This is a genomic window from Methylovorus menthalis, assembly GCF_020523625.1.
Lineage (GTDB): Bacteria > Pseudomonadota > Gammaproteobacteria > Burkholderiales > Methylophilaceae > Methylovorus > Methylovorus menthalis.
In genome coordinates this window covers 508041-521881 of the sequence record NZ_JAJAQH010000006.1, presented here as the reverse complement: position 1 = coordinate 521881, position 13841 = coordinate 508041, and the positions used below count along the sequence as shown (strand labels likewise).

Annotated in this window: 15 protein-coding genes; 7 read left to right on the top strand and 8 right to left on the bottom strand. The window is 55.2% G+C overall.

Features of this window, described 5'->3' with window-relative positions:
• Positions 1 to 48 precede the first annotated feature (48 nt).
• Genes pstC through pstB form a run of 3 tightly spaced genes read left to right on the top strand, consistent with a single transcriptional unit; the run spans position 49 to position 2777 of the window.
• Complete coding sequence (gene pstC / locus LG204_RS08285; RefSeq protein WP_230336827.1) at positions 49 to 996, top strand: phosphate ABC transporter permease subunit PstC; 948 nt, start codon at positions 49 to 51, stop codon at positions 994 to 996.
• Between the two features lie 3 nt (positions 997 to 999).
• A complete protein-coding gene (pstA, locus tag LG204_RS08280; protein WP_013442646.1) occupies positions 1000 to 1938 on the top strand; it encodes a phosphate ABC transporter permease PstA in 939 nt (312 codons plus the stop codon).
• 59 nt (positions 1939 to 1997) lie between these two features.
• Positions 1998 to 2777: a phosphate ABC transporter ATP-binding protein PstB gene (pstB, locus tag LG204_RS08275; RefSeq protein WP_013442647.1), complete on the top strand. Its 780-nt coding sequence runs from the start codon at positions 1998 to 2000 to the stop codon at positions 2775 to 2777.
• 92 nt (positions 2778 to 2869) lie between these two features.
• Here pstB and LG204_RS08270 read toward each other — a convergent pair whose 3' ends face one another.
• Together LG204_RS08270 and LG204_RS08265 are read right to left on the bottom strand one after the other, a co-directional pair.
• Complete coding sequence (locus tag LG204_RS08270; RefSeq protein WP_230336826.1) at positions 2870 to 4126, bottom strand: D-amino acid dehydrogenase; 1257 nt, start codon at positions 4124 to 4126, stop codon at positions 2870 to 2872.
• Between the two features lie 118 nt (positions 4127 to 4244).
• Positions 4245 to 5399 carry a glycosyltransferase gene (locus LG204_RS08265; RefSeq protein WP_230336825.1) on the bottom strand — a complete coding sequence of 385 codons (1155 nt, stop codon included), beginning with the start codon at positions 5397 to 5399 and terminating at the stop codon, positions 4245 to 4247.
• A 130-nt stretch (positions 5400 to 5529) separates the two neighbouring features.
• Between LG204_RS08265 and LG204_RS08260 the strand changes: the two genes are divergently transcribed.
• The gene (locus LG204_RS08260) at positions 5530 to 6231 is read left to right on the top strand and encodes a hypothetical protein (protein WP_230336824.1); all 702 of its coding nucleotides are present in this window, start codon (positions 5530 to 5532) and stop codon (positions 6229 to 6231) included.
• A gap of 34 nt (positions 6232 to 6265) precedes the next feature.
• Here the strand turns inward: LG204_RS08260 and LG204_RS08255 are convergent, their stop codons facing one another.
• On the bottom strand, positions 6266 to 6634 hold the full coding sequence (locus LG204_RS08255; protein ID WP_230336823.1) for a diacylglycerol kinase: 369 nt from the start codon (positions 6632 to 6634) through the stop codon (positions 6266 to 6268).
• A 146-nt stretch (positions 6635 to 6780) separates the two neighbouring features.
• Here LG204_RS08255 and LG204_RS08250 point away from each other — a divergent pair, with 146 nt between their 5' ends.
• On the top strand, positions 6781 to 7629 hold the full coding sequence (locus LG204_RS08250; RefSeq protein ID WP_230336822.1) for a zinc dependent phospholipase C family protein: 849 nt from the start codon (positions 6781 to 6783) through the stop codon (positions 7627 to 7629).
• A gap of 35 nt (positions 7630 to 7664) precedes the next feature.
• On the opposite strand, the gene LG204_RS08245 is transcribed toward LG204_RS08250, so the two are convergent.
• Positions 7665 to 7886, bottom strand: coding sequence for a hypothetical protein (locus LG204_RS08245; RefSeq protein ID WP_230336821.1), 222 nt, complete (start codon positions 7884 to 7886; stop codon positions 7665 to 7667).
• On the opposite strand from LG204_RS08245, the gene LG204_RS08240 reads away from it, so the two are divergent.
• Together LG204_RS08240 and LG204_RS08235 are read left to right on the top strand one after the other, a co-directional pair.
• Positions 7860 to 8561 carry a cupin domain-containing protein gene (locus LG204_RS08240; RefSeq protein WP_230336820.1) on the top strand — a complete coding sequence of 234 codons (702 nt, stop codon included), beginning with the start codon at positions 7860 to 7862 and terminating at the stop codon, positions 8559 to 8561. The two genes, LG204_RS08245 and LG204_RS08240, sit on opposite strands and share 27 nt — an antisense overlap.
• Positions 8489 to 8800 (top strand): helix-turn-helix domain-containing protein, encoded by a 312-nt coding sequence (locus LG204_RS08235; RefSeq protein WP_230336819.1) that lies wholly within the window; start codon positions 8489 to 8491, stop codon positions 8798 to 8800. Before LG204_RS08240 ends, LG204_RS08235 begins: the two co-directional genes overlap by 73 nt.
• A 19-nt stretch (positions 8801 to 8819) precedes the next feature.
• On the opposite strand, the gene LG204_RS08230 is transcribed toward LG204_RS08235, so the two are convergent.
• From LG204_RS08230 to ftsH, 4 genes are all read right to left on the bottom strand, one after another.
• Complete coding sequence (locus LG204_RS08230; RefSeq protein ID WP_230336818.1) at positions 8820 to 9353, bottom strand: phosphatase PAP2 family protein; 534 nt, start codon at positions 9351 to 9353, stop codon at positions 8820 to 8822.
• Between the two features lie 206 nt (positions 9354 to 9559).
• On the bottom strand, positions 9560 to 10918 hold the full coding sequence (glmM, locus tag LG204_RS08225; RefSeq protein ID WP_230336817.1) for a phosphoglucosamine mutase: 1359 nt from the start codon (positions 10916 to 10918) through the stop codon (positions 9560 to 9562).
• Positions 10919 to 11026: 108 nt separating this feature from the next.
• Positions 11027 to 11848 (bottom strand): dihydropteroate synthase, encoded by an 822-nt coding sequence (gene folP / locus LG204_RS08220; protein ID WP_230336816.1) that lies wholly within the window; start codon positions 11846 to 11848, stop codon positions 11027 to 11029.
• Between the two features lie 64 nt (positions 11849 to 11912).
• Entirely contained in the window at positions 11913 to 13808 is a 1896-nt protein-coding gene (gene ftsH, locus LG204_RS08215; RefSeq protein ID WP_230336815.1) for an ATP-dependent zinc metalloprotease FtsH, read from the bottom strand.
• Positions 13809 to 13841 lie beyond the last annotated feature (33 nt).

The window sequence follows — 13841 nt, the reverse complement described above, 5'->3', positions numbered from 1 at the left end:
GTCGCATCCCTCCCTTCAATTCCGTTACAATGCACGGGTCTAAATCAAGTGAACACGGCTACTCAAGTGCTACCAAATCAGACTGAACTGAAAATCAGTGCACGTTTGGCAAAAAACGTCCGCAGACATTTTGTTGAACGCGTGATTGAATTCCTTCTTATGCTGGCTGCCATGTCGGCAGTAGCAACCACGATGGCAATTGTCGCCATTCTGCTTTACGAATCCTTAAGCTTTTTTGAGCATGTTTCCATTATTGACTTCCTGACGGATACGCAATGGACGCCACTGTTTGAAGATGCGCACTATGGCATTTTGCCTCTGGTTTCCGGCACGCTCACCACCTCGGCCATTGCCTTGCTGGTAGCTATTCCGATTGGCACCATTGGTGCCATTTACCTGTCCGAGTTTGCTTCGCACAGGACGCGCGAAACCGTCAAGCCCATCCTGGAACTGCTGGTTGGCGTGCCAACGGTGGTATTTGGCTACTTCGCCCTGCTGTTCGTGACACCCTTGCTGCAAAAATTCATCCCCGGCCTGCCTGGCTTCAATATGTTGGGCCCAGGTATCGTGATGGGCATCATGATCGTGCCTTATATCAGCTCGGTCGCTGAAGATGCCATGCGCGCTGTACCAATGAGCATGCGAGAAGGTTCGTATGCCATGGGCGCCACGCGCTTTCAGACAGCCATCCGTGTGGTAACCCCGGCAGCGATTTCCGGCATTATCGCCGCTTACATCCTGGGTATTTCCCGTGCGGTAGGTGAAACGATGGTAGTAGCACTTGCGGCTGGCCAACAACCTAACCTGACCTTCAACCCGATGGAAAGCGCATCCACCATTACTGCTTACATCGTGCAGGTTGCCATGGGCGATTTGCCTCACGGTAGCATTGGTTACCAGAGTATTTTTGCTGCAGGTCTGGTGCTGATGTTAATGACCCTGATCTTCAATATTCTGGGCCACCTTACCCGCAAGAAATTCAGAGAGACTTATTAAACCATGAGTAACCAAGCATCCGTACTGGACAACCTGGAAGAAGTGCGGGCGATGATTCGCCGGCACAAATTCAATGACTATGTATTCTCGATTATCGGCCTGATCGCGCTGATGATCGGCCTCCTGACCTTGTTGACGCTGTTTGTCGACCTGGTGATGGATGGTTACCCGCGCTTCACGTTTGAGTTCCTCTCCGAATACCCTTCACGCCGGGCAGCCCATGCTGGCCTGTTATCGGCTTGGATAGGTTCGCTGCTGGTGATGATCGTGACCTTTCTTTCCGCCGTGCCGATGGGTGTTGCAGCAGGCCTGTATCTGGAAGAGTACGCACCCAAGAACTGGTTCTCCGATCTGATCGAAATCAACGTGACGAACCTGGCGGGTGTTCCTTCGATTGTGTATGGTTTGCTGGCACTGGGTCTGTTTGTTTACATTCTCGATCTGGGGCAAAGCATTCTTACCGCCGGCCTGACATTGGGTCTGCTGATCCTGCCGGTTGTCATTGTGGCAACACGTGAAGCAGTACGTGGCATTCCTGTGGCGATTCGCGAAGCAGCATATGCTGTAGGCGCCACCAAGTGGCAAGTCGTGCTGCACCATGTGCTGCACTACTCGTTCGGCGGCATCCTGACCGGCGTGATTATCGGCATGGCACGGGCATTGGGCGAAACGGCTCCTCTGATTACGATTGGTGCGCTGACCTTCATTGCCTTCCTGCCACCATCCCCGATTACGGATACGCCACCCTTCCTCAATTTTGAGTGGCTGAGTTCCGGCTTTACCGTGATGCCGATCCAGATGTTCAACTGGCTGTCCCGCCCTGACCATGCATTCCACATGAATGCAGCGGCCACCGGCGCGCTCATCATCGTGGTTACCCTGCTGATGAATGGCACCGCAATCTGGCTGCGTTACCGCATCCGCAAGAATATAAAGTGGTAATCGGGACATCCCCGCTTACTGGCTGAACAGACTAATTTAAGAATCAGGAAACTAATCAAATGGTGACAACCTCAACTCCGATTAAAGCTGAATCGCGCGATCTGAATTTCTACTACAATGGTGGTCACAAGGCACTCAAGGGCATCACCATGCCGCTGTATGAGAAGAAGATCACCGCCCTGATCGGCCCATCCGGCTGTGGTAAATCGACATTCCTGCGCTGCTTCAACCGCATGCACGATCTCTACCCTGGCAACCGTTATGATGGCCAGATCATCATGCATCCAGACAACACCAATGTGCTGGCCAATGGCGTGGACCCGATTGAAGTGCGCATGCGCATCAGCATGGTGTTCCAGAAGCCTAACCCCTTCCCCAAGTCCATCTACGAAAACGTGGCTTACGGCCTGCGTGTACGTGGTGAGAACAACAAGCGCGTCGTGGATGACAAGGTAGAAGAAGCACTGAAAGGTGCAGCCCTGTGGGACGAAGTGAAAAACCGCCTGCACGACCTGGCATTCAACCTGTCTGGTGGTCAGCAACAGCGTCTGTGCATTGCCCGCGCACTGGCAACCGACCCTGAAATCATGCTGTTCGACGAGCCGACATCTGCGCTGGACCCGATTGCGACTGCCAACATCGAAGAACTGATGTCCGAGCTGCGCAACAAGCTGACGATTCTGGTGGTGACACACAACATGCAGCAAGCAGCCCGTGTGTCTGACTACACCGCTTATATGTATCTGGGCGAGCTGATCGAGTACGGCGATACTGACATGATCTTCACCCGCCCTACCCGCAAGGAAACAGAAGACTACATTACCGGCAAGTTCGGTTAATCACGTCGCCTGGTGGCCTGCCAAACAGTCCATCCTTGCAGCAAAAAGCCCAGGCTTATCCCCGGGCTTTTTTCATGGCTATTCGCAGTCATTCAAGGCTGGTGATAGCGGGCCAGTGACAGATCATCATGGCGGATATCCGCGGCCTGCCCCGATATGAGATGCGCGAGCAACTGTGCTGACCCGCAAGCCATGGTCCAGCCCAGGGTGCCATGTCCGGTATTAAGGAAAAAATTGGGAATATGGGTCGCGCCCACCAATGGCGTGCCGTCCGGCGTCATGGGACGCAACCCGGCCCAGAAGCTCGCTTTGGTCGTATCGCCCGCACCGGGGAATAAATCCTGCACCACCATTTCCAGCGTGGCACGGCGGCGTGCGCGCAAGCGCGTATCGTAACCGACCACTTCCGCCATGCCACCGACGCGTATGCGCTGGTCAAAGCGCGTCAGCGCGATCTTGTAGGTTTCATCGAGAATGGTGGAGCGCGGTGCCAGTTGCTCATTGAGGATAGGCAGGGTAATCGAGTAGCCCTTGACCGGGTAAACAGGAATATCGGCGATTCCGCGTAACAAACGGGCGCTGTATACACCAGCGGCCAGCACACAGGCATCGGCCGTGATCAGTCGTTCGTTCGTTTGCACTCCGATAAAGCGACCACCCTCGATCTGCATGGCGCTCGCCGTTGCACCGTACTCAAATACCACGCCAATGGCTTGCGCCATAGCCGCCAGACGCGTGGTGAACAGATAGCAATCTCCGGTTTCATCGTGAGGTAGTCGCAGGCCACCCGTGAGCCGCGCTGCCGCATGTTGCAAGGCAGGCTCGGCATCGGCCAGCTGGTGACTATCCAGTAACTGAAACGGCACGCCAGCCTCATGCAGCACGGTAATATCGCGTCCGGCGGCATCCAGCTGTTGCTGGGTACGAAATACCTGCAAGGTGCCGAGCTGGCGGCCTTCATATTCAATCTCGGTATCGCGACGCAGGGCATCCAGGCAATCGCGGCTATATTCCGCCAGCCGCACCATGCGCTCTTTGTTGCGCAGGTAATGGCGGGCATCGCAATTGCGCCAGAGTTGCCACAGCCATTGGATCTGCGCCAAAGAGCCATCGGGCTTAAGCGCCAGTGGCGCATGCCGCATGAACATCCACTTCAATGCTTTGAGTGGAACGCCAGGGGCCGCCCACGGGGAAGCGTAACCAGGCGAAACCTGGCCGGCATTGGCAAAGCTGGTTTGCAAGGCGGGGCCAGCCTCGCGCTCAAGCAGCGTGACGCTATGCCCGGCTCGAGCCAGGTAATAAGCGGTCGTTACCCCGATGACACCGCCGCCAATGACAAGCACATGCATAACCCAACCCCTGTGAAATCCTCACCCTGATTAAAGCAAGCTTAAGGGCTGGCAATCAATCTATTTTTGCATGAGAGTCATCAGCGCCGCACCAGCCGTTATAGGCAAGCAGCCAGTCTCAGGCCGAAATCAGCTGCTCGTAAAATTGCAGCATGCGTTCGGCCTGCGTGCGCGAGGTCCAGCGTTTGGCCGCATATTGCCGCGCGGACTCGCCCAGACGTTTGCGCTTAGCCTCATCACTGAACAGGCTACTTACTTTTTCGGCAAACACCTGTTCATCTTCTGGCGCAATCAAGGCACCCTCGCCCTCGATCAGGATGGATTTGGTACCCAGCTCCGCCAATGCAACCACCGGCGTACCTTGTGCCATGGCTTCCAGCAGCACCAGGCCCTGGGTTTCAGTTTTTGATGAGAAGACAAAGACATCCGCCGCCCGATAGCAGGCATTGAGTTCTTTCTCGCGATCCAGATAGCCGATGAACTGGATATTGTCCTGCAGGCCCAGTTGCTTGCTCATGGCATGCAGACTGCTCTCAGCGGGGCCCTCTCCGGCAATGACCAGCAGGGCATCCGGTTGATGTTTGCGCAGATGTGTCACCATGCGGACCAGAAAAGCGATGTTTTTCTCAAATGCTACGCGCCCGACAAACAGGGCGACCGGGCGATTTGGGGCAATGCTGTATTTGCTTCGGAATGCGTCGCCATCGGCATCGGCAAAGCTGTGGGGTTGCAAGCCGGTGGGGATGACCTCTGCCGTGCTGTTGATGCCATATTGGCGCAAGACATCTAGCATGGGCCGCGATGGCGCCACAATGGCCTGCACGGCATTGCACTGCTGCCGCGACACCATGCGTGCCAGCCCTTTTGCCATGGCCTTGGGTATCCACGGTAAATAATGATGCAGATAATCCTCAAAAAAGGTGTGGTAGGTTTCCACACAAGGCACATCCAGCAAACGCCCCAGCTTGAGTCCCAGGTAATGGGCAACAAACGGCGTGTGAATGTGAATGAGGTCGTAATTCTCGGCGCGCAGCTCCATCAGCTTGTCCAGCGCGGCGCCATATTTCATCAGGCGATCTTCCGGATCAAAATAAATGGTACGCGCAGGAATGCGCCGTATCCAATGTTCATCTTCGGTTTGCACGCCATAATCTGGCGCAATCAGATGCACCTCATGGCCCAGCTCCTGCAATTGCCCGACAAAGGTCCGGATGGACGTCGACACCCCATTGATGCGGGGAAAATACACATCGGAAATAAATAAAATCTTCACATCTGCCTCTCGCAACACGCATATAACGCTTTGTTGGCAAGATACAGAGGATTTATGACGCTTATGTGAATTGCAATGCAGACGTCATATTGCATGTTTATAATGCAGCCGCTTATCAGGGAATTCCAACATGAAACGACTCCGCCCCTTGCTAGCAGTGCTGCTGGTGTTACCGCTAGCCGCCCACGCTGCCCGCCCCATGATCACCGACGATGCGCGCGTCGTGGACCCGCGCAGCTGTCAGTTGGAAACCTGGACCAAACATAATGCCAACAGCGACGAATACTGGGCGCTGCCAGGCTGCAATGTCGGCGAGAACCTGGAGCTGACCTATGGCGGCGCCCTGACCCGCGCAGATGGCGACTCCAATACCACGGATGTCATTCTGCAAGCCAAAACCCTGTTCCGCCCGCTCACAACCAACAATTACGGCATCGGGCTGGTGGTGGGGCATGCAAGGCATCCCAGCGTGGATGAGAAATCCAGCATGCTGGGCGATGCCTATGCGTATATGCCTGCCAGCTTCTCACTGGCAAATGATGCGCTGATACTGCATGTGAATCTGGGTTGGTTGCATGAAAAAGCCGAGCACCAGAACAAGCTGACCTGGGGACTGGGGTCAGAAACGCGGTTGAACGAACGACTGCAGGCCATCGCGGAAGTGTTTGGCGATGACCGCGAACGCCCTTTTTACCAGGTGGGCCTGCGCTATTGGCTAGTGCGAGAGCGTGTGCAGATAGACACAACGTATGGCAACAGGATGGACCAGGGCAATGAGGATCGCTGGCTCAGTGTAGGCTTGCGCCTATTGAGCCCCCAGCTGTGGCATTAGGGCAAGCCAGGTCAGCTGGGGAGATATCAAGCGTTTAACCCAGCAGAATCAGCAGCCAGACCACGGCCAGATTGATCAGGCTGATGAGTACCGCCGCACTGCCGATATCCTTGGCGCGCTTGGCAAGCATGTGGTTTTCAAGGGAAATGCGATCCACCGTGGCTTCGATGGAAGAATTTAGCAGCTCGACAATCACCACCAACAACACACTGGCGATCATGGCGGCCTTGGCAACGCCGCCATCGCCCAGATACAAGGCCAATGGCACGAGGACTATGGTCATCAACACTTCCTGGCGGAAGGCATCTTCATTGGTATAGGCGGCCTTCAGCCCGGCCATGGAGTAGCCGAATGCATTGATCAGGCGGCGTAATCCGGTTTTTCCCTTGTATGGACTTTCCATGTGCTTTCCTTAACGTGCAATCATTAATGATGCGTAACAGACATCAGCGCGGCAGTATAACAAACCCGCACGCACGCAAAGCCGTGTCACAATAAAATCATATAACTGTCACAAGGCCATCATGCCCTGAAGCGACATTAGGCAGCATGAAAAGGCACGCAAATCTTGGTAAGGTCTTCTGGCTTTTGCCCCTGGTTTTGCAATCACAGGATGCCAATGCCTGGGGACTGGTCACCCACCTGTATTTTGCCCACTCACTCGTCTGGGCCATGCCATTGCTTGACCCGCGTCTGCGCCTCGCCATACAACGTTTTCCCGAGCTGGTGATGGCAGGTGCATGCCTGCCGGATCTGTCGCTGGTTTCCCCCACCTTCCGCGAAACCCACCAATGGCGTCACGCCTACCTGCTGCTGAGTCGCGCCCGCACTGATGAAGAAACCGCGATGGCCATAGGCTATGCCAGCCATTTGTATGTGGATGTCATCGCACACAACCACTTTGTGCCTGCGCATGAAGCCATGTGGATGGAAAACAGCATGGTGACCCATATTGCCTCGGAATGGGCGATGGACGCCCACCTGGCGCCCTTGATGGCACATACCCCGGGCAAACTGCTTGATCGCCACGCGAACACGCTGGCCGCCTTTATTTCCCCTAGCTTCGGCTGTGAGCCACAGCATACCGAGAAAGCCTTGCGCCGTCTGGGCAAGGCCGACCGATTGCTGCGCTTTTCACGACTGCCAGGCATGATCTATCGCAGCATGCGCCTGCTGGATAGACGCGTGTTCAAGCATTTTGTGTATTACATCGCCAAGACCCAAACGGCGATTCAGGATATCCATATCGTGCTGCAGGGCATACAGCCGCATTGGGAGGCCGAGCTGCGCCACCTAGATGCAGCGCAGCTGAATGCCTGGCGCGCCGCCTGCCGGCAGCATCTGGAGCATCTGCACCCCGCGCCCATCAGTTATTTCAGCAAACTGGCCGGAGATTAGCCCAGCCAGTATCGCTACACCCTCGGACCTGGCTATTATTTGAAGGTAGAGCGCAACACCAGCACGGCCGCTTTGCCAAAGCCGTAACTGGTGGTCAATACACTGGCGAGCAGATAAGCGGTGAATATCATCGGTGGCGGTTGATTGGGATTATCCAGCACCGGAAAAATCGCCATCAACAAAAACAGGCTGGAGTTGGTAAATGCGCCCACCACCATGGCCCAACGCACATGCCATGGTGCCGCGAGTATGCCCATGTCGACATCACCCCGCCACGACAAGCCCCGCTGCTGAATGAAATGGATATTTATGCCTGGAACAAACTGCGGCTGTCCTCAGTACGCTCCAATGGCATCAAGCTCAGCCGATTACCGCAAAAGCCCTTGCAATCCAACCATGATGCCTATCTCGGCGTAGTGCTATTGTCTGGGGAATACCTGCTCGAACAAGCGGGGCGCGAGGTGTTCCTGCGGCCCGGGGACATGACAATCTACGATGCCACGCGCCCGCACAGCATCACCTGCCCTGGCCCGTTCTCCAAGCTTCTGGTATCGATACCACGCGTTCTGCTGGAGCAGCGGCTGGCAGGGGCTGAGCATTGCACCGCCCGCACCATTCCCGGACATGTCGGCATAGGTGCAGTGGCGGCGGAATTCATACGCAGCAGCTCGGCAGAGGCGCAAGCCATGAGCCAGACCACATTTGATGCGCTATCGGAAAATGCACTCGAGCTTTTTACGCTGGCATTGCAACAGATACGCCCGCCCGCCAGTCAGCTGTCGCGTAGCCGCTCGCTCTCGCTTTTCAGCATCAAAAGCCAGGTGGAAAAACTGCTCCCCCCCCGCAGCTGGATACTTCCATGTTGGCTGCGGCTACCGGCTTATCGTCGCGCTACATCAATGAATTGCTGGCAGCAGAACAGAGCTCGCTGATGCGTTATGTATGGACGCGGCGACTGGAGAAAACCCAGCAGGATTTAAGCAATCCCGCCTTGATGGGCGTGGCAGTATCGGACATCGCCATGAAATGGGGTTTCAATGATTTATCGCAATTCAGCCGGGCATTCAAGCTGAAGTTTGGCGCCTCACCAAGGGCATGGCGAGCCCAGGCGCTGCTGGCGAAAAGCATGCTCGACCATAAAAAAAGCGGCGCACAAGCCGCCGCTTTTTAATTCCGTACACCTTGCTCAGCTAAACAATGGCGATAGAGATCATCGCGATCATGGCGCCTATGGCGGCCCCAGCCAAGACATCGCTGGGATAGTGCAAGCCCAGCACCACACGTGAAAGTGCGACCATCAGTGTGAACGGCAGCAGCAAGGGCAGCAGCGCCGGGTAGTAGAACAGGCCGACGGTGCAGAACGCCACGGCATGCAAGGTATGCCCGGATGGAAAGCTGAAGCGATCCAGCGGCTTGCCGGTCAGCCAGATATCCTGATGCACTTCATATGGCCGCGGACGCAGGGTCTTGCCCTTGAGCCATTTGTAGACGCAGGTGCCGGTCAAGCCGGCCAGTGCCATGTGCAGGGCTGGCAAAAGCCCGGCCGTGCCGTGGCTCAATATAATGCCCAGCATGACGGTGTACCAGAAAACACCATCACCCAGCCGACTGACCAGGCGGAAGAATACCCGCACGCCAATAAAGCGTGAGGTGCGATTGGCACGCACGCACAAGCGACTATCTATTTCGTTAAAACGGTTGATGACCAGATTCATTCTTTGCATGTTGACCTCCACTTCACCGAGGTTAATGATGGTTTAACTTGGTTTTACGTGGGCTAGCATGTCATGCAAGTATGACGGGATGATGACGGTAAATGCGTTGATCATCACCAGAGAATAATCGGAAAGCACATGGCGCTGGCAGAAGCCAGCGCCGGAAACAAACCGACATGCAGATGACTGCATGTCGGTAATTAAATCAACGCTAATCAGGCCAACTGGGTTTGCACAACAGCGGCAATATTCTCAGCCAGTTGCTGCACCAGAGCACCATCTTCGCCTTCTACCATCACGCGGATTTTGGGCTCGGTGCCCGATGGGCGCAACAGCACACGGCCACGCCCCTGCAATTGCTGCTCTGCATCTGCCACCGCTTGCTGAATGGCAGGCTGTGCCGCCAAATCGACTTTGCCAGCGACCTTGACGTTGATCAACACCTGCGGATACAGGGTGAGGCCTGCACCGAGTGTATCCAGGCTGCACTCGGCGGTGCGCATGGCATGCAGCACCTGCAAGGCGGCAATAATGCCGTCGCCGCTGCTGTGTTTATCCAGGCAGAGGATATGGCCGGAGTTCTCACCGCCCAGCTCCCAATCCTGCTCATTGAGCAACTCCAGTACATATCGATCACCGACCTTGGCTCGCAGGAACGGAATATCGGCCTTTGCCAGCGCATGCTCGAGGGCCAGATTGGTCATCAGTGTACCGACCACGCCACCGGCAAGGCGACCGCGCTGCTTGCGCTGCATGGCAATGATATAGAGCAACTGGTCACCATCCAGCAGGCGGCCTTGGCTATCCACCATCACCACACGGTCACCATCGCCATCAAACGCAATGCCCAGATCCGCCTTGTGTTCAATCACAGCGCGGCACAGGGCTTGCGGGTGGGTAGAACCACAGTCGAGGTTGATATTAAGGCCATCTGGCTGATAACCGATGGTCACAATCTCGGCGCCCAGTTCATGAAATACCGGCGGGGCTACGTGATAGGTAGCGCCATTGGCACAATCAAGCACAATGCGCAGACCACGCAAATCCAGCGCGGAAGGAAATGTGCTCTTGCAGAATTCAATATAGCGGCCAGCTGCATCCGTGATGCGCTTGGCTTTGCCCAGGCTTGCCGAGGGCATCACCTGTAATGGCTGATCCAGCGCAGCTTCAATCGCCAGCTCAATATCATCCGGCAACTTGGTGCCCTCAGCGGAGAAAAACTTGATGCCATTATCTTCAAATGGATTATGCGAGGCAGAAATCACAATGCCCGCCTGCGCGCGCAAGGCACGGGTCAGATACGCCACGGCTGGCGTTGGCATAGGGCCAGTCAGCAACACATCCACGCCCGCGGCAGACAACCCTGCCTGCAAGGCGGACTCCAGCATGTAACCTGAAATCCGCGTGTCTTTACCGATCAGTACGGTGGGGTGGGCATCTTTTGCCAGGTGACTATCCAGGCCTGTCAGTACCCGTCCAGCGGCATAGCCCAATCGCATGACAAAATCCGGCGTGATAGGTGCTTCCCCTACACGTCCACGTATGCCATCGGTACCAAAATATTTTCTTGTCATTCCCTAAACTTTCAAAAACTTGACTCATGCAAAACGTCATCGCGAAACATGCTTCTCGCATGGATACTTTATAGCCAGACCTGAGACACGACTGATCCAGCGTGCAGATCAGCGTACGGCTGCCACCACCTTCAGCGCCTCGGCGGTTGCCTTGACATCATGTACCCGCACAATGGCAGCCCCTTTCATGGTGGCAATCACGGATGCCGCCAGACTGGCATAAAGGCGGGAGTCGACATCCTCTCCCGTAATTTTACCCAGGACAGATTTGCGCGAAAGCCCGACCAGTAAAGGATACCCCAGTGCCATCAACACAGGTAATTGCTGCAGCAGGGCAATATTATGCACAGTACGCTTGCCGAAACCAAAACCCGGATCCAGCGTGATGCGCTCTGCTGCTATCCCGGCTGCCTGAGCAGCCTGCAAGCGAGCTTGCAGGAAACCGGAAACCTCGGCCACCACATCATCATATTGTGGTTCCAGCTGCATGGTTTGCGGCGTGCCTTTCATATGCATCAGGCAAACACCTGCATTGCTTGCTGCCACAATCTCCAGCGCACTTGGCTCCTGCAAGGCCCTGACATCATTCACGATATCGGCCCCAGCAGCGATGGCCGCCCGCATGACTTCAGGTTTATAGGTATCAATGGAAAGTGGCACATCCACGCGCTTTGCCAATTGCTCGATCACAGGCAATACCCGCTGGAGCTCATCTTCCAGTGAGACTGGCGTTGCCCCGGGGCGTGTAGATTCACCGCCTATATCCAGAATGTCCGCACCCTGCTCTACCAGCTCCATGGCATGCGCCACCGCGAGCTCAGTAGAAGAGAATTTGCCACCATCCGAAAAGGAATCTGGTGTGACATTGACGATGCCCATGACATGGGGACGGGAAAGATCAAGCTGATAACGACCGCAGATAAATTTCATAAGCTAAAAAATAAGAAAGCCATATTCTACTTGCGAAGAATATGGCTTTGACAGTGAAGGGAAACTATTCGGACTTGGCCGCAGGTTGTGGTGCAGGTGTTGCCGTTGGGCCAGAGCTGCCAGTATCACTGGCGGTGTGCCGGTTCACCGTAGGCAATACCTTGGGTGGACGTGGTGCATTACCCGCCATGATGTCGTTGATCTGCTCTGCATCAATGGTCTCCCACTCCAGCAGCGCAGCGGTCATGGCTTCCACCTTGTCGCGGTTGTCTTCCAGCAGCTTGCGTGCAACCGCATATTGCTCATCCAGAATACGACGGATTTCAGAATCCACCTTTTGTTGTGTAGCTTCGGAAACGGTTTTGGCTGACATGCGGCCAAACATCGAATCCTGATCATTATCCACGTACACCATGGTGCCCAGGGTATCAGACATACCAAAGCGCGTTACCATGTCACGGGCCATCTTGGTGGCACGTTCAAAGTCGTTCGAAGCACCGGTGGACATCTGATGCATGAAGATTTCTTCAGCAATACGGCCACCGAACAGGATGGAAATTTCTTCCAGCATCTTGTCCTTGTAGTTGCTGATGCGATCATGCTCTGGCAGCTGCCAAGTCAGACCCAAGGCCCAACCGCGCGGCATGATGGTGACTTTGTGCACCGGATCAGCCTTGGGCAGCAGCTTGGCTACCACTGCATGGCCGGACTCGTGGTAAGCCGTATTGCGGCGTTCTTCTTCACGCATGACCATGGACTTGCGCTCGGGACCCATGAAAATCTTGTCCTTGGCATCTTCAAAATCCTGCATATCCACCGTGCGCTTATTGCGGCGCGCGGCAAACAAGGCCGCTTCATTGACCAGATTGGCAAGATCCGCACCGGAGAAACCAGGGGTTCCACGGGCAATGATATCGGCCTTCACATCCGCATCAATCGGCACCTTGCGCATATGCACCATCAGGATTTGCTCACGGCCGCGAATATCCGGCAGCCCCACCATGACTTGACGGTCAAAACGGCCTGGGCGCAGCAATGCCTTGTCCAGCACATCGGCACGGTTGGTTGCGGCAATCACAATCACGCCTGAATTAGGCTCAAAGCCGTCCATCTCGACCAGCATCTGGTTAAGTGTCTGCTCGCGCTCATCGTTGCCACCACCTGTACCAGCACCACGATGGCGACCTACGGCATCAATTTCATCAATGAAGATGATGCAAGGCGCGGCTTTCTTGGCTTGCTCAAACATGTCACGTACACGGGCTGCGCCCACACCAACGAACATCTCGACAAAATCGGAACCCGAAATAGTGAAGAAAGGTACCTTGGCTTCACCGGCAATGGCCTTGGCTAGCAAGGTTTTACCAGTACCTGGAGGGCCCACCATCAATACGCCGCGGGGAATACGGCCGCCCAGTTTCTGGAACTTGGTAGGATCACGCAGGAATTCGACCAGCTCGGAAACTTCTTCCTTGGCTTCATCACAACCTGCGACATCGGCAAATGTGGTCTGGTTGGAGGCTTCATCCAGCTGACGTGCCTTGCTCTTGCCGAAAGAAAAAGCACCGCCTTTGCCGCCGCCTTGCATCTGGCGCATGAAGAATACCCAGACGCCAATCAGCAGCAGCATGGGGAACCATGACACGAAAATATTCATGAGCAAGGATGGCTCTTCGTCCGGCTTGGCTTCAACGGTGACGTTATTCTTCAGCAGATCGGACACCAGCCATGGGTCAGAAGGCGCATAGGTATTGAATTTGCGGCCTTCGTTGGTGACACCGCGCAATACGCGGCCTTCTATAGTCACTTTGGCAATCTGGCCTTGTTTAACCTGGTCGATGAATTGCGAGTAGACGACCTGACTGTCGGCGGTGGTCTTGGAGCCAAACTGGTTGAAGACAGTCATCAGCACCAGGGCGACAATCACCCAAATTGCAATATTCTTGACGATGTTGTTCAAAATCACATCCTTAACTAAATAAAGGCAGCAAAC

What these genes read in the sequence shown, in the direction of transcription:
- pstA (WP_013442646.1), top strand. Translation starts at nt 1,000, where the DNA reads ATGAGTAACCAAGCATCCGTACTGGACAACCTGGAAGAAGTGCGGGCG.
- pstB (WP_013442647.1), top strand. Translation starts at nt 1,998, where the DNA reads ATGGTGACAACCTCAACTCCGATTAAAGCTGAATCGCGCGATCTGAAT.
- LG204_RS08270 (WP_230336826.1), bottom strand. Translation starts at nt 4,126, where the DNA reads ATGCATGTGCTTGTCATTGGCGGCGGTGTCATCGGGGTAACGACCGCT.
- LG204_RS08260 (WP_230336824.1), top strand. Translation starts at nt 5,530, where the DNA reads ATGAAACGACTCCGCCCCTTGCTAGCAGTGCTGCTGGTGTTACCGCTA.
- LG204_RS08255 (WP_230336823.1), bottom strand. Translation starts at nt 6,634, where the DNA reads ATGGAAAGTCCATACAAGGGAAAAACCGGATTACGCCGCCTGATCAAT.
- LG204_RS08250 (WP_230336822.1), top strand. Translation starts at nt 6,781, where the DNA reads ATGAAAAGGCACGCAAATCTTGGTAAGGTCTTCTGGCTTTTGCCCCTG.
- LG204_RS08240 (WP_230336820.1), top strand. Translation starts at nt 7,860, where the DNA reads ATGCCATGGTGCCGCGAGTATGCCCATGTCGACATCACCCCGCCACGA.
- LG204_RS08245 (WP_230336821.1), bottom strand. Translation starts at nt 7,886, where the DNA reads ATGGGCATACTCGCGGCACCATGGCATGTGCGTTGGGCCATGGTGGTG.
- LG204_RS08235 (WP_230336819.1), top strand. Translation starts at nt 8,489, where the DNA reads ATGTTGGCTGCGGCTACCGGCTTATCGTCGCGCTACATCAATGAATTG.
- LG204_RS08230 (WP_230336818.1), bottom strand. Translation starts at nt 9,353, where the DNA reads ATGCAAAGAATGAATCTGGTCATCAACCGTTTTAACGAAATAGATAGT.
- glmM (WP_230336817.1), bottom strand. Translation starts at nt 10,918, where the DNA reads ATGACAAGAAAATATTTTGGTACCGATGGCATACGTGGACGTGTAGGG.
- folP (WP_230336816.1), bottom strand. Translation starts at nt 11,848, where the DNA reads ATGAAATTTATCTGCGGTCGTTATCAGCTTGATCTTTCCCGTCCCCAT.